Here is a 21,100-nt window from a genome sequence, read left to right as displayed (position 1 = left end):
AAGCGCTGTCCGCCAAAAAGCGCCACGTCTGGAGCTGGAATATGAATCCTATGGAAAGTAACAAATTCCTTCTAAAAAACAAAACAAAAGGCCTTTCAATATACGGGCCTTTTGTTTTTTAAATACACCTCTGAAACAGATATTATTATTGATTAGGACGGTTCAGCAACCTAGGGAATAGAATTCGATTCACGTTCATGTTCTAACCCGCTGATCCACGCTGCCTGATTTAAACCCGGCTTTCAATGAACTTATGGATCCTGCTGACAGCTTCCTCCAGCTGGTCAAGGGAGGTTGCATATGATAGTCGCATATAGTCTGGAGCTCCAAATCCAGAGCCAGGAACAACCGCAACATTGGCTTCTGTAAGCAACACTTCTGCAAACTCATCTACATCCTTGCAGCCTGACATCAGTGCTGCTTCTTTTGCATTCGGGAACAGGTAAAACGCTCCCTGTGGCTTAATGCAGTTGATCCCTGGAATGTCGTTCAGTTTTCCATGGATGATTTCCAGCCTATCTTCAAACGCTGAACGCATTGTTTCCACGGCATCCTGTTCTCCTGCATATGCAGCTATGGTTGCATACTGTGCCGGAGTAGTCGGATTTGACGTGCTGTGGCTTGCCAGGTCGGTCATTGCCTTGATGATTCCGCTGTCACCTGCTGCGTAGCCAATTCTCCATCCTGTCATTGAATGGGATTTGGAAACACCATTAATGATGACGGTCTGCTTTTTCAGATCTGCTGAAAGCTGGGCAATCGAGAAATGTTCAGCATCTCCATAAATTAATTTTTCATAGATTTCATCCGAAATGATCAGGATGCCCTTTTCCAGGCAGACTTCTCCAAGGGCCTGCAATTCCTCTTGAGAATAAACCATCCCGGTAGGGTTGCTAGGAGAATTGATGATCACTGCCTTTGTCTTTTCTGTGACCTTCTCCTTCAATTGATCCGGAGTAATCTTGAAATTGTTCTGCTCCAGTCCCTCGACGTAAACCGGATTCCCGCCTGCAAGCTTGACCTGCTCTGGGTAACTGACCCAGTAAGGAATCGGAATGATGACTTCATCTCCCTCATTGAGCAATACCTGAAAAAGTGTGTACAAACCATGCTTAGCTCCACTAGTCACAATGATTTCATTCTGCTGATAGTCAAGTCCTTGATCTTTTTTTAACTTAGCTGCGATTTCCTTTTTCAAATCTGGAAGTCCGCCAGATGGTGTATACTTTGTGAAGCCCTCATTCATTGACTTTACAGCAGCATCGATAATATGCTGCGGCGTGTTGAAGTCTGGTTCTCCTGCTCCGAGTCCAATCACGTCTTTCCCTTGCGCTTTCAATTCTTTTGCTTTTGCGGTAATTGCCAAAGTTGATGAAGGAGTGAGCGCTCCCACTCTGCTGGCTAACTGGATCTCCATCCCTTTACCTCCTATGTTTTTTTACATGTATGACGTCCTGTAAACTCCAAAATTTTCCACAGGACTTACAAATTATCAATAGCCCTGAGTTTTTCCCCCGTATCAAAATCGACATAATAATAATTGATTGTGTCGCTGTTGTTTCGGTAAAAGATTTCCCATGCGGGCCTGTCCGTCTTTTGTATTCTGGCCATACCGAGCCTTACTTCAATGATTTCATTCGGATTTTTTTCCTGATATAGTTTATTTAAAGCCTCTTTTTTCGTGATACCATTTTTAGCATTTCTTGTGATAACTTCGCTGTTTTTTTCATTGATCCATACATAAACAGCTTCTTCTTTGGCATTTTTTCCGGTCATCACATAATACGTTTCTTCTCCGCTGTACAAACTGAAGTTTGTGAAATCGGTAAGGTTTGTTTCCTTTAACGCAATTTGTACAGCCTCTTTTTCTGCTGCCTTGACTGGCTCAACAGCGTTTAAGTATACATTGATCAGAATCCCCGTTATTGTAGCAATAATGAGAATGCTGAAAAATATCCATTTCTTCACATGTATCCCTTCTTTATGTATGCTCTTTTCTGCTTAACAAAACAGCAGGTCATGCCAATTACTCTTAATATCATGTTCGGTAAATGGTGAAAACTGCTATTTCTTTATCATCCTGATCCAGTGCAAGACCGAACATAAGATCATCACGCTTCAATGTCCTGTTAAGGGCATCTACTATTTTATATAAATCAGGACTATTCTGGACTTTCACGGTTGAGACTACTTCAATTTTGCTTTCCACGACTGTTCCCTCTCCTCTAACACAATTTTTGTCATTTATATATGAGCGTTCAACTGGCAACAATAGAATTAATACCACTTATTATATCAGGAGATGGCCCTCACTGGTAAGAGTATTACTGCCACACAAAAAACTTTTCTAGTCCAAAACATTAAAAATGGCTGCGCATTTTATGCGCAGTTTTTCTTTAGCCATTTGGTCATTTCAGAAGTGATTTTTTCAGCTAGGAAGGTGCAGCTTTTATTCTTCGCTCAAAATCGTTATGACATCATAGGTTGAATCGGTAAGCTTAATTGTAACAGTACCATGCTGCTTTGTGAAATAAACATCAATCCAGGCTTCATGGAGCATTTCCACTAAATCCGGGTCGGGTTTAATCGAATTGGATTTAAAGATTACTGCGAGTTGTGGGTCTAAATGCTCGATCAGCAAATCAGAAAACGATCCTTTTGCAGCAAAGAAAGGCAATTTCACTATATTGACATTCTTCAATGGTTCGGCAAGAAAAGCTTGCTCTGAAGCATGGCTAGCCGAACTAATATAAAAAATCTGATGATGGAAAAATTGAAAAGAAATATCCGTCCCTTCATTTTCTTCACTGCCATCAAAAATGACCTCAGCAGTCAATCCTGGCATTAGCTTTAACAATTCTCCCTGCTTCCAGCTTTGAACCTTCACTTCCGTCGGAATTGAAACTTCTGTAAGGACCTGATTACCAGCTTTCCCGGTAAATATCCGGCGAACATTATATTTCTCGATAATTTGTCCGAGGTTTTCCTGCGCTGTATTCGCTGTTAAAATAATCGTCGATAAATCCTTAACATGAAAAAGAGCGAGCAGCCTTTCAAGCTCTTTTAAAGTACCCTTTCCACCCGTGTTGACCAGTATATTATCCCCATTGGCGTGCTGGATTAGCGCAGCCTCTCCATCGCTGATTGCTAAAAAAGTAAAGGCCAATTCGTTTCTTTTCAGGTTGACATCCACTCCTTCAACCTCTACAGGAGAAGAAGGAGATTCATACGGGAAATAATACCAATTCATAAATGCCAGGATTGCTAATATCAGCTTCATGTATACTCCTCCAATTACTTCTAGCTTTAGAGTGCGTCATTTAGCTGAAATTATAAAAAGCTTTTTAAAAAAGGCAGTTTTCACCTACGCAGAATATACGCAGCGGTCCTACAGCCAATCATGAATCATTTCGACTATTTCTGTTATAGACCTTTTTTCAACTGGAACATCAGGTACGGAATGTAAAAAGGCTCTTCCATAAGAAGTTGTAACAAGCCTTCGGTCGAAGACAAAAATCAAACCTCTATCATTTGATGTACGGATTAGCCTTCCGAATCCTTGTTTAAATCTCAAGACGGCTTCAGGCAAGGATAGTTCAGAAAAAGGACTGCCCCCCTTTTCCTTGATCAAGGAACATTTCGCTGCTGTAATTGGTTCATCAGGAGGTGTAAATGGAAGCCTCACAATGATCAAGCAGGACAGGTCCTCACCCGGAATATCGACACCCTCCCAGAAACTGCTGGTCCCAAATAGAATCGCTTTCTCAAATCGCTTGAAATTCCTGGTCAGTCTTGTCCTGCTGCCTGCAGTAATACCCTGGGCAATCAAAATATATTCTTCCAGGAGGCCGCTTTCCTTGATCAATTCATAAGCCTTTTTCAGCATCTCATGGGAAGTAAATAAAATCAGCATCCTGCCTTTAGTTGCTTCTGCAATCGATATGATATGTTCGGTAACGGCTGCAACATAATCATCATTGGAAACAGACTTTATATCCGGCAAGTCATCAGGGACAACAAGCTTGACCTGGGAACCGTAAGAAAACGGCGATGGTATTTGCTTTTCCATAAGCGTATTCCGGATTCCCAATTCCTTTTTGATAAAAGTAAAGGAATTATTAACAGACAGGGTTGCAGAGGTAACAACTACACTTCTTTTTTTCGCAAAGAATTGTTCTGCCAAATAATCAGATACATAAACAGGGCGTGAAAAAATGGTCGTTGAATTTTGTAAAGCCCTCATATCTGCCTCGATCCATCTCACATAGCCGCTATCATCCATAAAAAGAGTCCTGGCCGTAATGCAAATTTGTTCCAAGTCTTCTTTAACTTGTACAACCTCTTCAAGGATTGATTGCTGAACGCCTGTATATTGCTGAGAGCTTTTCCCAGCCTCAAGCAGCCTTTCCTCCAAAGCCGAGATTAAATCCTTTAAGTGAAAATAAAACCTTTCGGCGGTTGTCTTCAATGCATTCCATATTCGATTATCCCTGTCCGGAACCATGCTTGCATGTATTTTGCTGCCATGAGTTTTATTCTTCAGCGTTTTTCTTGCATAGGTTCCCGCAAGCTTGAATAGTTCCTCTGTTTCGTATACCAGGTCGGAAATCAACTGATTGATTTCAAACGAATGAAGTCTGCCGGAATTAAAATCGCCGTTATTATGGTTCAGCAGAGTCTCCAATTTATAGAACAGCTGGTTTTGATCATATAGCCCAAGCTGATTAAGTACTAGTCTGACAGCGAGATAATCCAGTGATTTCCCAAAGTACTTTCCTGCCGCTTTTTCGAACTGGTGACCTTCATCGAGTACGGCATAGTCATAATTCGGTAACGGACCTTTGTCTGAAACAAGGTCGGCAAGCATCATGGAATGGTTCGTGATCAGAATATCCGCATGCTGTGCTTTTTCAACCGCCCTTTGATAAAAATCATGGCCTTCCCAGTGCTTTGTCTTGAGGAATAGTGCACGTTCATTTTTCACTTTACCCCAGAAGAGCATGCCCCCGCTAGACAAGTTGAGTTCATCAAAATCTCCAGTTTCTGTTTGCGTAAGCCATACAAGGATTTGCATTTTAGTAAGGGCTGTATCATAATTTTCCTCTACTTCCCTTAGGGATTGCTCAAACCGGGCCATGCTGATATAGTTGTTCCTGCCTTTAATCAGCGTTGCATTTATGGATGTTCCCATTACCTGAGCGAGTTTCGGAACGTCATTGAACAGGAGCTGCTCTTGAAGCTGTGTAGTGTAAGTACTGACTACAACTGGTTTATTGCTTTCCAACGCAAATATTGCCGCTGGGATTAAATAACCAAGAGACTTTCCTACTCCCGTTCCTGCTTCAATCAAAGCATGGCCATTCTTGGAGAATGCTTCACGCACGCAGTCCATCATCTCGAACTGCCCATGCCTGATTTCATAGCCAGAAAAAGCTTTTTGAAGTAAGATCTTTTTTTCTACCAAAGATTCAGGATACTCAATAGTACTTTGAACAACCTTTCGGATTTTGTTCCTCTTTTTCAAAGCAATCCCCCGGTAGACCTCAAGATGATCAGGCAGTTCTTCCAGCCTGCTCTCCTTCACAGTCAATACATCATCAAAAATTAAGTGAAGATCGCTCTTCAGTCCCTCCGAAAGCTTTGCCAGCTCCTTGACTGTGACCAGCGGCAAGGATTTTACAGCGTCGAGCATAATCAGGAGCAGCTCTGCCGTCACTTGTGCATCACTATCAGCCTGGTGAGGGCGGTCATGATGCAATTTCTCCCTTGCGGCCAAATCTGTCAATTTATAACTGTCAGCAGACGGATAAAGGATTCTTGCCATTTCCACTGTATCTATAACCGGGCCATAAAAACCTTCCTGGCCAGAGCTTAATAATTCATCTTGTAAAAACGAAAGATCAAATAAAACATTATGAGCCACAAAATACGCATCTTCAAGCATATCAGAAATCTGTGGAGCGATTTCCTCAAATAATGGAGCATCCTTCACCATTGAATCCGAAATTCCGGTCAACTCCTCAATGAAAGCAGGAATTTCCTGCAATGGATTGACAAGCGAGGAGAATCGTCCAGTAATCTTCCCATCCTCAATGATCACGGCTCCAAATTGTATAATACGGTCACCCTTTTTCGGGGAATTACCCGTTGTTTCTAAATCTACAACCACAAATTTTTGGCTCATTCTACAATACACCTCTAACATTCAGTCAAACAAAACCGTATCACAAAAAATACGAAAGTGAAAGCGTGACAGTATCTTTAACGCTGTTACAATAGCCCCCATTGGGACACTTTTTAAATTCAGAAATTTGATTTCATGTTCCAATCGCCTTCATTGGGACACTTTTTCCATCCGGACATTCCATTTCATGTTCCAATCGCCCTCATTGGGACATGGAATAATCCACCTTCGAAATCCCTATGTAACAGGCTTAGTCTTATTATGACCATTATAAATGCAATTGGATTATTCTTTTAGCCGTATCAGGCAAAATATCTGGTCATCCTTCTGTATGTAATTCTTTTCCGGAAGCCCCTCACCCAAGTCCTCTAAGGCCATGCCAAAGAGTATACAGACTAACGGTATGAAAAAACTCCCGATGGCACGGGAGTTTTCTTGTTTATAGGAATACCGTTTTCTCAGGTTCAGCATGAAGCATCTCAACTATACGGTTATTCTCATCCATCAATGCTACTTTTGGCTGATGAGACGGAACCTTCTCTTCCGCAACAAGCGCGTAAGAAATGATAATCACAACGTCACCCTCGTGAACCAGACGAGCTGCTGCTCCATTTAGGCACACAACGCCGCTCCCTCTTTCCCCCGGAATAATATACGTTTCAAAACGCGCGCCATTATTATTATTTACAATTTGAACCTTTTCATTAGCAACCATACCGACTGCGTCCAAAATATCGCTGTCAATGGTGATGCTGCCTACATAGTTCAGATTGGCCTCAGTTACTCTTGCTCGATGTATTTTAGCATTCATCATGGTGCGGAACATGGAATATATCCCCCTATTTAAGTTATTCTACTTCTAAAATAGTATTATCGATCAATCTGGCTTTTGAGAACTTCACAGCAAGGGCAATGATGACTTTCCCCTTCAATGTCTCCAACTCCTGCAGCTCAGGATAGGTATAGATTTCAATATAATCTACTGTGCCGGTCGTATTCTCATTTATATGATTTTTCATCAATCTAACGAGTTCATCAGCATTTCTTTCACCATTGTCAATGGCGAGTTTAGCCATCTTCAGGCTTTTGCTAAGTTCCACTGCCTGTATTCTTTCCTCGTCATTTAAATAGACATTCCTTGAACTTTTTGCAAGACCATCCTCTTCACGAACTGTTTCAACCGGAATCAATTCGATCGGAAAATTAAAATCCTTGATCAGGCCATCGACCACTGCGACCTGCTGAGCATCCTTCAGGCCAAAATATGCCCTTGTTGGCTGTATGATATTGAACAGTTTGAAAAGAACTGTTGCTACTCCGTCAAAATGCCCTGGCCTTGACCTGCCGCAAAGTACATTTGTCCGCTCAACAACAGAAACCTTGATTGAAGCATTCCCAGGATACATTTCTTCCGCAGATGGATAGAAAATAAAATCCACTCCCTCAGCTTCCGCAATTTTATGGTCGCGCTCAAAATCCCGCGGATAGGCATCCAAATCCTCCGCAGGGCCGAATTGGAGAGGGTTCACGAAAATGCTCAGGACAGCCACATCATTTTCCGGACGTGCCCTGTTCATCAGTGATCTATGGCCTTCATGCAGGAAACCCATGGTTGGTACATAACCAATGGTTTTCCCTTCAGATTTCAATCTTTTCATCTGTTCCTGCATCTCGGTGATTGTTCTAATGATTTTCATTCTTTTCCCCCGTACAATGCCTGCAATTCTTCTTCTTTCATGGTAAAGCTATGTTTATCTTCCGGGAATGCCTTGTGTCTGACTTCGGATACATAGGCATTGAGCCCTGAAGAGATCAATTCATTTACATTCGTATACTGTTTCACGAACTTCGGGACACGGTCTACGCCATAGGTAATGATATCGTGGTATACAAGCACCTGGCCGTCAACCTCTGCTCCAGCCCCGATCCCAATCGTCGGGATTGTAAGGGCCCGGCTGACTTGTTCAGCAAGCTGTTTAGGAACGCATTCCAGCACAACTGCAAAGGCACCTGCCTCTTCGCATTTTTTTGCGTCAGCAATTAATTTCTTTGCCGCATCCGCGCTCTTCCCCTGCACTTTATATCCGCCAAGTACACCTACAGATTGCGGAGTGAGGCCAAGATGCGCTACAACAGGCACTCCTGCCCTGGTCAGTGCGTTTATATGATCAATGACCTCATCGGCACCTTCTAATTTAACAGCATTTGCCCCAGTTTCCTGCATGATTCTCGCACCGTTTATAAGCGTGTCTTTGATTGACAGATGATAGCTCATAAATGGCAAATCGACAACAATGAACGTATTGCCCGCTCCTCGCCTGACAGCCTTCGAATGGTGGACCATATCATCCATTGTCACCGGTACAGTCGAATCATAGCCCAGCACGACCATACCAAGGGAATCACCTACGAGGATCATATCTGCTTCAGCCTGTTCGGCATGCTTCGCTGAAGGATAATCATAGGCCGTCACCATGACAATCTTGTTGCCTGTTTGCTTCATTTTTAAGAAATCAGTTGTTTGTTTCATTTTCATTCCTCCCTTTTTCTGAAGAGGAGATAAAACAATCCATCAATGCCAGACACTAAAAAAGGACCCATCTATGCCAGAAGGACCCTTTGAAGCCTGTACTTGTTTCATCCCTCTGTCCCAGTCCGCTACCGGATCCAGGCAGAACTATTTTTTTTATAAAAAAGTCAACAAGGTGCAGTTCTTTCGATACCGCCCAGATTGATTATAGCAAATGACCGCTTTTTTGGCTACACAACGATTTTAACCTTCGATTTGGATATCAGCCGAGTAAATATTATGAACCTCCCCTGCTGAATCCTCAATCAAAAGAACTCCATCTTCAGTGATTCCGATGGCTTTCCCCTTGATTTCACCTGTTAGTGTCCTTGCAGTGATCTGTTTACCGATGCTTATCGCGTAGCTTTCCCACATCAGCTTTATTGGAAAAAAGCCCTTCTCCAGATAAAGCAAATACAATTTCTCCAGTTTTTCTAAAATCGTTCGGATCAATTTCTCCCTGTCGATTATTTTGCCAGACTCTATCGCTAGCGACGAAGCAATTGATCGAATATCTTCAGGAAAATCTTCTATTCCTGTATTTACATTGATGCCGATTCCAATGATGATAGAATTGATCTGATCGGATTCCGCCTGTAGCTCGGTAAGGATCCCGGTTATTTTCTTGCCGTTGATGAGAATATCATTGGGCCATTTAATTTCGGGCAGTAAGCCTGTTACTTCCTCTATGGCCTGCACCACTCCAACTGCCGTAATCAATGTCAGCTGCGGTGCTTTCGGGATGGGGATTTTCGGTCTTAGGATGAGACTCATCCATATCCCTGAATATTTAGGAGAATGCCATTTGCGATCCATTCTGCCTCTGCCTGCAGTTTGCTCTTCGGCAATCACAACAGTTCCCTCTTCAGCTTGCTCATAAGCCATCTTATACGCTATCTTCTGAGTCGATTCCACGCTGTCATGGTAATGAAGATTCCTGCCTAAGAATTCAGTGTTCAAACCAAGGTTTATTTTATCTGCAGACATATTGTCCGGGATAGAGATGATCTTATATCCTTTTCTTCTAACCGCTTCAAACTGAAAGCCTTCCTTGCGAAGTTCCTCGATGTGCTTCCAGACGGCTGTGCGTGTACAGCCAGCAATGTCAGCGAGATGTTGTCCGGATAGGTATTCAGTTTCGTTTTTCGTAAATGCATCTATTAATTTTTTTCTGATTTCTGATTGAACGCGCTCAGCCATTCCTTTATTTTCTCCTTCTCATTTGGCACGACGCCATAGATTACAGAACGTTCGATTTCTTCAAGAATGTCTCGCAGCCACGGACCCGGGTGTTTATCCAGCCATGCCATGACATCATTTCCCGTTACCTCCAATTCCTTACGGTGCTTAATCGGAAGCCGCTCATACAAACCCCTGATTTCTTCGTCGCTGCCACTATTGTTATGGAGGGACGCATGCACTATTTCAGCACTTATCGCATCTTCGAGACCTGCCTTATAAACCAGTCCCAGACTCCAGTCATTTTCAAGGCGATGTAATAACAATGAATGAATTTTGTTGATCCTTTTAATTTTATTCACTGGAAGCTTCCATTCTCTCAGGAAATCATCTATTTCCTTGTCCTTCAGCCCTAATTCAAATACTAACAGGACCCAGGACTCTGTCAGTCGGAAGTTCTTCCTTATTCGGCTCGAAAAGCGTTTTACTTCATCACTATGATTTTTCAATCCCGGCAAAAATTGAATCATCCCGCTATTCGCCAGCAATTGAACCGCTTCGCTCCTGCCAGGCCCCATAAGCAATTTTTCAAACTCAACAGTTTTACGTTCAACCGCAATATTCTCAAGCAGATGACAGTGAGCTGCAAGGGATTCTAAAGTATACTTTTCAATCGAAAAAGATAATTGTGACTGGAATCTTACAGCCCTCAGCATCCTTAATGCATCTTCACCGAAGCGTTCATCAGGGTTGCCTACAGTCACAATCACCTTTTTATTTATTGCTTCCTTGCCCGCAAAAGGGTCAATAATCTTCCCTTCTTTATCCATCGCAATTGCATTCATCGTGAAATCGCGACGCTGTAAATCCTCTTGTAAAGACCGAATAAAAGAAACCTTATCCGGTCTTCGGAAATCAGAGTAATTTTGTTCGGAACGGAAGGTCGTGATTTCATAGTGACCGCCTTTATAATGGACCAGAATCGTTCCATGTTCAATTCCCACATCATTGGTTTTAGGAAAGATCCGTTTTAATTCCTCAGGTAACGCTGAGGTAGCAATATCAACATCGGATATTTCGCGGCCGAGGATATGATCCCTTACCGAACCGCCGACAAAATACGCTTCAAAACCAGCATTCTCAATTAACTGGAGGACAGGTGCAGCCTGTATGAATGGTTCGCCAATCATTGTACATCCTGCCCAACGATATTATAATAGATTCCTTCATATTGAGATACGATTTGTTCTGCGCTGAAGCTCTTTTCTGCCCGTTCAATCGAATTCTCAGCAAAACGCTTGTGGATTTCCGCACTTGAGAGTATATTGACAGCTTTTTCTGTTATCTCTTCGATATTTCCTAATTCGCAAATGTATCCGGTCTTTCCGTCCACGATCACTTCTGGAATACCTCCTACATTCGTCCCGATACATGGTACGCCACAAGCCATAGCTTCTAAAGCAACCAGTCCGAAACTTTCTTTTTCTGAAAGAAGAAGCATCAAATCACTTAATGAATAAAGCTCTTCAACTCTTTCCTGCTTTCCAAGAAGCAGTACTTTGTCGCGAATCCCCAGCTCACTTGCAAGATTGCAGACAGCCTTCATTTCCGGTCCATCTCCTACAAGCAAAAGCTTGGCCGGCATTTTTTCTGCGATTCCTGCGAATGTTTTAATGACATCTGGAACTCTTTTAACTGGCCGGAAGTTGGATACATGGATGACCACTTTCTCTTCAGGAAGGATTCCATATTCTTTTCTAAGATCTGTGGAATCGCTGCGTTTGTTGACACGAGTGTCGATGAAGTTGTACACACAGTTAATTTCCTTTTCCGGTTTGATCAAATCATAGGTTTGCTGGATAAGCGAATTAGATACTGCTGTAACAACATCCGATTTTTCAATACCAAAGCGAATGGCATCAGTTAGAGATGGATCATATCCAAGTACGGTAATATCGGTACCGTGAAGCGTAGTGACAATCTTCAGATCACGTCCGCTCATCTGGCGGGCTAAAATGGCACACACAGCATGGGGAATCGCATAATGGACGTGGAGGACATCTAAATTTTCCATGACGGCGACCTCTGCAATCTTGCTGGCCAGCGCAATGTCGTATGGTGGATATTGAAATACTGAGTATTGATTGACCTCTACCTCATGAGAATAAATATTTCGGTACATTTTCTTTAGCCTGAAGGGGAGGCTCGATGAAATGAAATGGATCTCATGACCCTTCTCTGCCAGAAGCTTTCCAAGTTCTGTTGCGACAACACCAGATCCCCCCACCGTCGGGTAACAGGTGATGCCTATTTTTAATTTCTTCATTTTCCTTCCCCTAACAAATCCTTATGGATTAACAATGGTTTTTTGGACATAAAGCCTTCGGCATATGCGACGCCGACTTCCTTGCCGAATAATTTTTCACGCGCCTCGACTGTTTCGATATAGCCGTTCACCAGCGGGGTGTCAAAAGTGGCTGCGCCTTTCACGAATTGGCTTTCGTAAGCATTCAGTGCACTGATTTTTAAATTGATAAAATCCGAAACATCAACAACAAAATCAGGTTTATGGAATCCATTGATCATATAAAAATATAAAGCTTTTGTCCTATGTGGTGTCAGCCCATGATCTTCATCATATTTTCTTACTGCCGCCGAAAAGACCGCCTCCTCAACAAGGCGGGCACAGCTGCCATGGTCAGGATGACGGTCGTCAAGATAAGGTGCAAAAACTATGTCCGGTGTGTTTCGCCTGATCACTCTAACAATTTTTCTTATGTATTCTTCCTTTAAAAACAAGCCTCTGTCCGGCAAGTCAAGTGCTTCCCTCATCTTCACTCCGAGAATGCCGGCTGCTTCATTCGCTTCGCGGCTCCTGATCTCTACTGTTCCATTCGAAGACATTTCGGCTTTGGTCAAATCACAAATCCCAATCCATTTATCTTCAGCAGCATATTTTGCGATTGTACCGCCCATGCCGATTTCCACATCATCGGCATGGGCACCAAATGCCAGAATATCAAGCTTCATTGCTTCCATTTTCATCACCAGTTTCTTCTTTCACTATATTTCGCCAATCCAGGTCTCCTCTTTCAATTCCTTTGACAAGAATTTCCGCTGTTCCCATATTGGTCGCAAGCGGAACAGAATATACGTCACATAACCGAACCAGGGCAGTCACATCAGGTTCATGCGGCTGGGCAGTTAATGGATCCCTGAAGAAAAACACTGCGTCCATTAGATTGTTGGCTATTCGTGCGCCGATTTCCTGGTCGCCGCCAAGCGGGCCAGATTGAAATCTCGCCACTTCCAAACCAGTTGCTTCAATGATTCGCAACCCTGTAGTACCGGTTGCGAATAATGTATGCTTTTCGAAAATCTCCTTATAAGCGACTGCGAACCCCACTAAATCGTCTTTCTTTTTATCATGGGCAATTAAGGCAATGTTCATGGTTTCTCCCCTATTCAATGATATTCTCTAATCCGTAAACAAAAGCGTCCACTTTCATAACTGTGTCCACCGCAAGTTTGACTCCAGACATAAAGGAACTTCGATTGTATGAATCATGGCGTATCGTCAAGGTTTGTCCGTCAGCACCGAATAATACTTGCTGATGGGCAATCAGTCCAGGAAGCCTTACAGAGTGGATGTGCATGCCTTCATAATCCGCACCGCGGGCACCTTGAATCGTTTCCTTCTCGTCAGCATGGCCCTGTTTTTTCGGTTCACGTACATCAGAGATCATTTGGGCCGTTTTGACTGCTGTGCCAGATGGTGCATCCAGCTTCTGGTCATGATGAAGTTCAATGATTTCGACGTCACTGAAGTATTTGGCTGCCATTTGTGAGAATTTCATCATCAAAATCGCCCCGACTGCAAAGTTTGGAGCGATGATACAGCCTGTTTCCTGTTCAGCACAAAGCTGTTCAAGTTCTTCAAGGTTCTCCTTGCTGAACCCTGTTGTCCCTACTACGGGGCGAACTTTATATTTCAAAGCAGTCCTTGTGTGGAACATGCCTACTTCAGGTGTCGTCAGATCAATCAAGACGTCTGGCTTTACTTCTTGAAGACATTTCTCGAAATCCGTATAAATGAGGGCATCACTATCCAGAAACCCCTCGAGCTCGCCAAGTTTCATTCCTTCATATTTTCTGTCGACAACGCCAACAAGTTCATATGTATCCGTCCCGAGCACCAAATTGACAGCCTCTTTACCCATTCTTCCTCTTGGTCCTGCAATAACAATTTTTACTTTTTCCATATATTTAGTCTCCTTTAGCTGTCTTTTCTCGTCCAGCGGTCTTTGTCCCTTGTATTGAACTTTTCCATGACTATGTTATGTGCTTCTTCAAGGTCTATATTTAAAGAGTTGGCAAAACAAATCATAACAAACAGCATATCTCCCAGCTCTTCTTCAATTGTCTTTTCTTTTTCATCGTTTTTCTTTGGCTTTTCGCCATAATAATGGTTAACCTCACGAGCCAGCTCCCCGAGCTCCTCGGTCATGCGTGCAGTCAATGCAAGCGGACTGAAGTAACCTTCTTTAAATTGGCTTATATAAGTATCCACTTCCTGCTGGAGTTCTTTTATCGTTTTATTTTCACTCAAGAAACTCACCTAACCTTTATTTGTATGTATATCTATATCGATGTTAGCTTAATGGAGGTGCTTTGACAAATATTTTTATTTCAAACTAATCCTGAACATACCGGCGAAAAAGCTTTATACCACCAATTAAGCCTGCCTCATTACGCGGCATGGAACATAGAAGATTCCGACTCTTCCATCCTCCCCTGTAAAAGATTGCCCTTGTTGGTTATATTTTATATAATATAAGCGCTTTATAAGGTAAAACTTCAGTCGTACTATTAGGAGGAATAATTCGTGCTAAACGGCTTAAAATTCAAAAACATCTTCTTCATTTTGCTTGGTGCGGCTATTTTTTCATTCGGTCTTGTTCATTTCAATATGCAAAATAACCTGGCAGAGGGTGGCTTTACTGGTATTACACTTTTGCTTTATTTCGTATTTGGCTGGTCTCCTTCAATCACGAACTTGTTATTGAACTTGCCGCTTTTTTTCATAGGCTGGAAGCTGCTTGGCCGGAATGTATTTATTTACACCATCATTGGCACAGTGGGTGTCTCCATTTTCCTGGGCATATTCCAAAAATATCAAATCGAGATGCCATTATATGAGGATTTGTTTTTAGCGGCCTTATTTGCGGGCGTGTTCATCGGCATCGGCCTTGGTATTATCTTCCGTTACGGAGGGACTACGGGCGGAGTCGACATTATCGCAAGGCTGGCGCAAAAGTATTTTGGATGGACAATGGGCAGGACAATGTTCATGTTCGACTTTGGTGTCATTACACTTTCACTTATTACATACTTGAACTACAGGGAAGCCATGTATACGCTTGTCGTCGTTTTTGTAGGGGCCAGGGTGATTGACTTTATGCAGGAAGGTTCGTATGCTGCCAGAGGAGCTATGATCATCTCGGAGAAGAATGAGGATATTGCAGCGAAAATCATGAAAGAAATGGACCGCGGAGTCACCAGCCTCAAAGCTGTAGGCTCTTATACCAAAGCGGAAAGAGATGTTCTTTACTGCGTTGTCGCCAAGAATGAAATCGTCCGACTGAAAAGTGTCATTAATTCTGTGGATCCCCACGCATTTGTATCGGTTACCGTTGTCCATGATGTCCTGGGTGAAGGATTTACGCTGGATGAAAATAAGCTTCCTTTAGAAAGATAAAAACGTACAGGACCTGGGGCCAGGGGGCATTCTCAAAGTGGAGTTTATCTTCCCAGACACAAAAAAAATCCGGATCTATGTCCGGATTTTTTTTATTCTTCGCTAGTCATCCCTGTGTAAATCATTACTAAACGAACAAGTTCCAGTACCGCAACAGCGGCCGCAGCTACATATGTCAATGCAGCAGCATTCAATACTTTCTTTGTTTCTCTTTCTTCATCATTCCTGATGATCCCTGCTGAAACCACCTGTTCCATTGCACGGTTGGATGCATTGAATTCAACCGGCAAAGTTACCACTTGGAAAACAACAGCAGCGGCCATGAAAAGAATACCTAGTAAAAGCAATCCGCTTAATTGAGCAAAAATCCCAATCAGGATCAGTATCCAGGAAAAGTTTGAACCTAGGCTTGCCACTGGGACAAGTGCATGGCGGAAGCGAAGGAATGAGTAATCCTCCGCATCCTGCATCGCATGGCCTACTTCGTGAGCAGCAATTGCAGCTGCTGCAACTGAATGCCCAAAAAAGTTATTTGAAGATAGACGGACAACCTTCGAACGAGGGTCATAGTGGTCACTTAAATAACCTCTGGTTTCCTCGACGCCAACATTGTATAAACCATTATCATCGAGAATTTTACGAGCCACCTCTGCGCCCGTCATTTGGGACGAAGAAGCGACCTGTGAATATTTCTTGTATGCTCCTTTTACCTTGAATTGAGCCCATAATGGGATCAAAATAATAAGCGCAAAATAGATTAACGTGGACATCTAGTACCTCCCCTTACATCTCTTGATGTTATCACTATTTTATAAATACTAGAATACGGTGTCAATTCTTATGTTCTTTTTGCACATTTCTTTTTTTGTCATTGTCGCCTCTATATTTTCTCCAACCCACATAGGACAATGTAAGAATAATGACACTTCCAGTGGAAATCATTACCCACCATAGTGAAGGGTCTGCTTCATCCTCTGTCATATCATCAAAGATGTTTTGCAAATCCGATTCAAGCATTTCAAGTTCCTCCTTGCTGGAAGCCTCTTGTAATACTTGGGGCCGATACTGGTCAATAAAACTTACTTTGGCATCAACTTTTTGGATCCTTTCCGGATTGATGTCAATCTTCATACTTGGATAAATTACATTGTATAAAGACAGGAACGAATTAAGGTTCGAATGGAATTGGTCATTGTCACCCTCATATGCAGCTGTCTTCATATCATTGAAAACCGTCATGATGGGCCCTTCCATCTCTGTCCATAATGGCTGGTGCGTGGAGGCAATCGCATCAATGACCAGCCTGAATTTTGTAACCCTGTTCATCCTTTCGGCATGTCCCAGGTCCGCGTTTGCTACAGCTTCAATTGCTTCATCATGTGCCACAGTGATAATCCGCAGTTCATCCATAGTAAAAGGCCGTCCATCTCCTGTGACTAGCAAGAATTCTTCTGAAAAATGATTCAACAACCTGTTTGCATCTTCATAACGGTGGAGTTTAACCATTTGCAGCGCTTGGTCTGATATATTGTCCAGTTCTTCAACAGGCGACTGTGGTTCTGCGTATGCTGCGAACGGCGCAATCAATAATAATAGCACCGAAATGAATAAAAGGTATTTTGCCCTCATTCCTGTCCCCCCTCTAAATACTATTAAAATGTATGAGAGGGTGGACAAGGTTAGACCAACATTCGGGGGCTATCTTGATCTTTTTAATGAAAGGGAGAATCGCCCCGGCCGCAGCCCGAAGTAATATCCAACAGCGATTGAGAAGATGCTCAGCCAAAATGTAAAATACCCGATCTGGTCCATGTATAAATCTAGCGTATGGTACCTTGGCATCATTTCAAAAACATAATCAATGATTTCATTATGAAGAAGTACAACCGCAGCTGTAATCAAATGCCATGGTTTCATTCGATAAAAAGGGGCATATAAGACCCCTTCCACTGCCATAGCAAAATGAGATGCCATCAGCATAAGCCCAATCCAATCGAGCTGTCCTGAAACGAAGAACACCATTAAATTCATGACTACCGCCCAAAGGCCATATTTGACTAGGCTAACGATAGCCAATGCTTCCATAAGCGGCCAGTTTTTCCCCATCAGGAATGCCCCTAGAACGAAAACAAAAAACAAACTGGCAGTCGGACTATCTGGTACAAATAGAAGGAATTCTGGCGGCGTATCGATAAGCTGCCATTTGTACCAATAGTACCCGTAAGCTGTCCCTAAAACATTCACCCAAAATAACAGCCATAATACGGATCTATCCCCTAGCAAAGGGTATATTCTTTTGATCATTTTGACTATCTCCATTCCCAAGTTATCTATTACTATTATTACAGTTTATAGAAAATAAACCAAGTCTTCCTTTCCATTCAGGGCTTCCTTGCGTATACGTATTTAATTCATTTTTGTTCTTGAATTACCCAAAGGACAAATTCCATATGACAACACGAATACTTTCCGCATAAAAAAGAACCTGCAAGTTACCTTACAGGTTCTTTGACATATTACTTGCTCAGTCCGTCGATGAATTCAGCAAGTGTCTGAAGTTCCTCGTCGGTTCCTTTAAAGACCGCAGGCATGCTTCCTTTACCATTCTTGGCAACATCAGCAATTTCTTCAGCATTCATTTTTGTATCTAACAAACTTGGCGCTGCAGCACCACCCGCCAGTTCGCCGCCATGGCATGAAGTACAAGTTTGCGCTTGTGCAATCTTGTATCCATCAGAGTTCTTGTCGATTTCGACATCCACAATCTGCCCCTGTTTCTTGGCTGCTTCCCAGTCATGGTGCGCAACAGATTCCCAAGTTAGGAAGAAAACTGCAGCGATTGATAATAGCATAAAGCCTGTCGCAAGCGGACGCTTTGACGGGCGACGCTCAGGTCCACGGTCAATAAATGGAGCAAGCAAAAGCGCACCAAATGCAAGACCCGGGATGACAATAGCTCCAATAACTGTATAAGGACCAGAAGCATATGAATATTTAAGCAATTGATATAAGAATAAGAAATACCAGTCTGGCAATGGAATATACGCTGTATCAGTCGGATCGGCAATCCTCTCAAGCGGAGACGGATGAGCAATAGTCAAGCTCAAGTATCCGATTAGGAAAACAGCACCAACCATCCATTCCTTCAACAGGAAGTTAGGCCAAAACGCTTCCGTTTTGCCAGGGTATTCCGAGTAATCTTTCGGAATATTAGGCTTACGTTCTGCAGGGACACGTGAGTCACCCACGAACTTCATACCTTTACCACGATGCATCGAGCAATCCCCTCCTTTTTCCGTATCATTGAGCGAAACTCAATTCGCACAATCTTTTCATTCGAATTTTACAATGGACCAGAAATACCTTGCTTACGAATCATCAGGAAGTGCGCTCCCATCAAGCCTAGTAGTGCAGCAGGCAGGAAGAATACGTGAATCGCGAAGAAACGAGTCAAAGTTTGAGCACCAACGATCGTTGAATGACCGGAAAGCAATGTTTTAATGTATGGCCCAATCAACGGAACAGCTTCTGCAATCTGCAATGTAACCTTAGTTGCGAATAAAGCTTTCATATCCCATGGAAGCAAGTATCCTGTCAAGCCAAGAGCCAGCATTACGAAGAAAATTAAAACTCCGACTACCCAGTTCAATTCACGAGGTTTCTTATAAGCGCCCTGGAAGAACACGCGGAGCGTATGTAAGAACATCATTACGATGACAAGGCTCGCTCCCCAGTGATGCATACCACGGACAATTTGTCCGAACGCTACCTGATTTTGAAGATAATAAACAGATTCCCATGCATTCTTGATGTCCGGCACATAATACATTGTCAGGAACATTCCAGAAAGAATCTGAATGACAGTGATGAAAAACGTCAGACCGCCAAAGCAATACACGAACGCAGAAAAGTGGTGCGCCGGGTTAACGTGCTCGGGTACCTCATGGTCTGCAATATCGCGCCACAAAGGCGTAATATCTAAACGCTCATCTACCCAATCGTAAATTTTGTTTAACAAAGATTACGCCCCCTTTCGTGGTTCGGCTTTTCCTACATAAAGGAACCCGTCTTTTTCTTTTGTTGGATATACATCCAATGGTGCCAACGGCGGTGTTCCCGGCACATTTGTACCGTCCTTTTCATAAAGGCCGTAGTGGCAAGGACAGAAGAACATATTCGGATTTTTCTTATCCGTATTCCAGTCTACTACACAACCGAGGTGTTTACATACTGGCGACAGGGCAACAATCTCCCCGCCTTCGTTCTGGAATACCCAGGCAGTTCCAGTTTCTTCAGATTCATACCATGCATCTTTTTGTGTGAAAGTAAAGTTGACTTTTTGCGGTTCATTTGTGATGTCTGCGACCTTCAATGGAGTCGCGATAAAATCTCCCGCATCTTCACCCTTTAGTACAGGATCAACGGCAAATCGAACCATTGGCATCAGCATCCCTGCAGCCATGAAACCGCCTACACCTGTTAGAGTATAGTTTAAGAATTGACGTCTTGAAACACGATGCTTACTCACGCTATTCCCCCCTCTATTCCCAAGTTAAGTCCCCAACGGACATAATTTAAACACATTTTAAAACTAGGACATAACCATGATATATCAATCTCATTACAAAATCAATATAATACTATGTTGAAAACATTTTTTGCAGTGATAAAAATAACACTGAATTATTCTTCTTCCCATTTCTCTGTGAACAAAGATAATAATTGCTTTACCTGGTCATCCACTATGGCAATTTTCTGCTGCTCCTGCATATGCTCCAAAGACAAGGACGGAAGCCATAAAACATTTCCACTCAGCTCTTTTTCCTGCTGCCTCCAGCGGCTGTCCGACGTCACATAAAATATATGTTTGAATTGCTTGTCCAATAGAGTGTTCTCCCACTCCTTCAAAGCGTCCAAGCTTCCCTCATTTTCCTTTATGTATACAAAATCAGGCAAAAGGAAGATTCGGCCCCGAAACTGCTTCTCCAACTGTGATGTAAGGATTCCAGTGAATTCCGCCATTGAAGCATTTTGTTTCATATCCTCACCAAAAGAAACTGGCAAGAGCGGGACGATTACTGTGTCTACATACTCAGCAGCTTTCTGATACATTTCTACATCTGCTGCCACCCATTTCATAATACCAACTCCATCATTCTATTAGGCTTAGTCGTAAAGAAAGGCTTTCTAGGACCCTTTATTTACACCATTCTATAATATCATGATTAAAAGTAGTTTTCGAATCGTTTGGTGGGGTGTGACGCATTCGGGTTTCAACTTCTGTTATAGCCTCCGAAGTTGGTCAGGGTCAGGGTCAGGGTAAAAAATGGGGGGCTCTTCCATTAATCGTACCCTTATGCGCCCCTTTCGACTTCTATAAGGGTACTAGTCTGAGCTTTTCGTACCCTTA

At 42.8% G+C, this 21,100-nt stretch carries 23 protein-coding genes; 1 reads left to right on the top strand and 22 read right to left on the bottom strand.

The genetic code is table 11. The annotated features are described in order from the left end of the window. Nucleotides 1–229: 229 nt before the first annotated feature. The 15 genes from J7E35_RS14870 to J7E35_RS14800 form a co-directional block, all read right to left on the bottom strand. Nucleotides 230–1,411: a pyridoxal phosphate-dependent aminotransferase gene (locus tag J7E35_RS14870; RefSeq protein WP_214781537.1), complete on the bottom strand. Its 1,182-nt coding sequence runs from the start codon at nt 1,409–1,411 to the stop codon at nt 230–232. A gap of 71 nt (nt 1,412–1,482) precedes the next feature. After that, on the bottom strand, nt 1,483–1,968 hold the full coding sequence (locus tag J7E35_RS14865) for a cell wall elongation regulator TseB-like domain-containing protein (protein ID WP_214781001.1): 486 nt from the start codon (nt 1,966–1,968) through the stop codon (nt 1,483–1,485). Nucleotides 1,969–2,038: 70 nt separating this feature from the next. Further along, entirely contained in the window at nt 2,039–2,209 is a 171-nt protein-coding gene (locus tag J7E35_RS14860) for a YpmA family protein (protein ID WP_214780998.1), read from the bottom strand. Nucleotides 2,210–2,449: 240 nt separating this feature from the next. After that, entirely contained in the window at nt 2,450–3,280 is an 831-nt protein-coding gene (locus J7E35_RS14855; RefSeq protein ID WP_214780996.1) for a ComEC/Rec2 family competence protein, read from the bottom strand. Nucleotides 3,281–3,388: 108 nt separating this feature from the next. After that, nucleotides 3,389–6,184 (bottom strand): ATP-dependent DNA helicase DinG, encoded by a 2,796-nt coding sequence (dinG, locus tag J7E35_RS14850; protein WP_214780993.1) that lies wholly within the window; start codon nt 6,182–6,184, stop codon nt 3,389–3,391. Between the two features lie 439 nt (nt 6,185–6,623). Continuing rightward, the gene (panD, locus tag J7E35_RS14845; RefSeq protein WP_192470408.1) at nt 6,624–7,010 is read right to left on the bottom strand and encodes an aspartate 1-decarboxylase; all 387 of its coding nucleotides are present in this window, start codon (nt 7,008–7,010) and stop codon (nt 6,624–6,626) included. A gap of 22 nt (nt 7,011–7,032) precedes the next feature. Continuing rightward, on the bottom strand, nt 7,033–7,881 hold the full coding sequence (gene panC, locus J7E35_RS14840) for a pantoate--beta-alanine ligase (protein ID WP_214780989.1): 849 nt from the start codon (nt 7,879–7,881) through the stop codon (nt 7,033–7,035). Beyond that, complete coding sequence (gene panB / locus J7E35_RS14835; protein ID WP_214780962.1) at nt 7,878–8,714, bottom strand: 3-methyl-2-oxobutanoate hydroxymethyltransferase; 837 nt, start codon at nt 8,712–8,714, stop codon at nt 7,878–7,880. The genes panC and panB overlap by 4 nt, the downstream gene beginning before the upstream one ends. Nucleotides 8,715–8,957: 243 nt before the next feature. Beyond that, nucleotides 8,958–9,953 (bottom strand): biotin--[acetyl-CoA-carboxylase] ligase, encoded by a 996-nt coding sequence (locus J7E35_RS14830; RefSeq protein ID WP_214780959.1) that lies wholly within the window; start codon nt 9,951–9,953, stop codon nt 8,958–8,960. Next, entirely contained in the window at nt 9,914–11,119 is a 1,206-nt protein-coding gene (locus J7E35_RS14825) for a CCA tRNA nucleotidyltransferase (RefSeq protein ID WP_214781536.1), read from the bottom strand. The genes J7E35_RS14830 and J7E35_RS14825 overlap by 40 nt, the downstream gene beginning before the upstream one ends. Then, nucleotides 11,119–12,258, bottom strand: coding sequence for an N-acetyl-alpha-D-glucosaminyl L-malate synthase BshA (gene bshA, locus J7E35_RS14820; RefSeq protein WP_214780958.1), 1,140 nt, complete (start codon nt 12,256–12,258; stop codon nt 11,119–11,121). The genes J7E35_RS14825 and bshA overlap by 1 nt, the downstream gene beginning before the upstream one ends. Further along, entirely contained in the window at nt 12,255–12,971 is a 717-nt protein-coding gene (bshB1, locus tag J7E35_RS14815) for a bacillithiol biosynthesis deacetylase BshB1 (RefSeq protein ID WP_251009672.1), read from the bottom strand. The genes bshA and bshB1 overlap by 4 nt, the downstream gene beginning before the upstream one ends. Then, on the bottom strand, nt 12,952–13,383 hold the full coding sequence (gene mgsA, locus J7E35_RS14810) for a methylglyoxal synthase (RefSeq protein ID WP_214780955.1): 432 nt from the start codon (nt 13,381–13,383) through the stop codon (nt 12,952–12,954). Before mgsA ends, bshB1 begins: the two co-directional genes overlap by 20 nt. Nucleotides 13,384–13,393: 10 nt before the next feature. Continuing rightward, nucleotides 13,394–14,194, bottom strand: coding sequence for a 4-hydroxy-tetrahydrodipicolinate reductase (dapB, locus tag J7E35_RS14805; RefSeq protein ID WP_214780952.1), 801 nt, complete (start codon nt 14,192–14,194; stop codon nt 13,394–13,396). Between the two features lie 14 nt (nt 14,195–14,208). Further along, nucleotides 14,209–14,541, bottom strand: coding sequence for a nucleotide pyrophosphohydrolase (locus J7E35_RS14800; RefSeq protein ID WP_214780949.1), 333 nt, complete (start codon nt 14,539–14,541; stop codon nt 14,209–14,211). 276 nt (nt 14,542–14,817) lie between these two features. Here J7E35_RS14800 and J7E35_RS14795 point away from each other — a divergent pair, with 276 nt between their 5' ends. Further along, nucleotides 14,818–15,690 (top strand): YitT family protein, encoded by an 873-nt coding sequence (locus J7E35_RS14795; RefSeq protein ID WP_214737088.1) that lies wholly within the window; start codon nt 14,818–14,820, stop codon nt 15,688–15,690. Between the two features lie 92 nt (nt 15,691–15,782). On the opposite strand, the gene J7E35_RS14790 is transcribed toward J7E35_RS14795, so the two are convergent. The 7 genes from J7E35_RS14790 to J7E35_RS14760 form a co-directional block, all read right to left on the bottom strand. Then, nucleotides 15,783–16,460, bottom strand: coding sequence for a zinc metallopeptidase (locus J7E35_RS14790; protein WP_214780947.1), 678 nt, complete (start codon nt 16,458–16,460; stop codon nt 15,783–15,785). A 61-nt stretch (nt 16,461–16,521) separates the two neighbouring features. Then, a complete protein-coding gene (gene ypjB / locus J7E35_RS14785) occupies nt 16,522–17,319 on the bottom strand; it encodes a sporulation protein YpjB (RefSeq protein WP_214780945.1) in 798 nt (265 codons plus the stop codon). Between the two features lie 69 nt (nt 17,320–17,388). Next, nucleotides 17,389–17,991 carry a lipoprotein heptaprenylglyceryl N-acetyltransferase LhaT gene (lhaT, locus tag J7E35_RS14780; protein WP_214781532.1) on the bottom strand — a complete coding sequence of 201 codons (603 nt, stop codon included), beginning with the start codon at nt 17,989–17,991 and terminating at the stop codon, nt 17,389–17,391. A 215-nt stretch (nt 17,992–18,206) separates the two neighbouring features. After that, nucleotides 18,207–18,965 (bottom strand): menaquinol-cytochrome c reductase cytochrome b/c subunit, encoded by a 759-nt coding sequence (locus J7E35_RS14775; RefSeq protein WP_214780943.1) that lies wholly within the window; start codon nt 18,963–18,965, stop codon nt 18,207–18,209. Between the two features lie 68 nt (nt 18,966–19,033). Continuing rightward, nucleotides 19,034–19,708, bottom strand: a complete 675-nt coding sequence (qcrB, locus tag J7E35_RS14770) for a menaquinol-cytochrome c reductase cytochrome b subunit (protein ID WP_023627553.1) — start codon at nt 19,706–19,708, stop codon at nt 19,034–19,036. A gap of 3 nt (nt 19,709–19,711) precedes the next feature. Beyond that, entirely contained in the window at nt 19,712–20,218 is a 507-nt protein-coding gene (locus tag J7E35_RS14765) for a QcrA and Rieske domain-containing protein (protein WP_214780941.1), read from the bottom strand. A 155-nt stretch (nt 20,219–20,373) separates the two neighbouring features. Further along, the gene (locus J7E35_RS14760) at nt 20,374–20,829 is read right to left on the bottom strand and encodes a YpiF family protein (RefSeq protein WP_214780938.1); all 456 of its coding nucleotides are present in this window, start codon (nt 20,827–20,829) and stop codon (nt 20,374–20,376) included. Between the last annotated feature and the right edge of the window lie 271 nt (nt 20,830–21,100).

The organism is Bacillus sp. ISL-45 (genome assembly GCF_018613195.1).
In the GTDB taxonomy this organism is placed as follows: domain Bacteria; phylum Bacillota; class Bacilli; order Bacillales; family Cytobacillaceae; genus Mesobacillus.
This window is presented reverse-complemented; position numbering and strand designations above follow the sequence as displayed.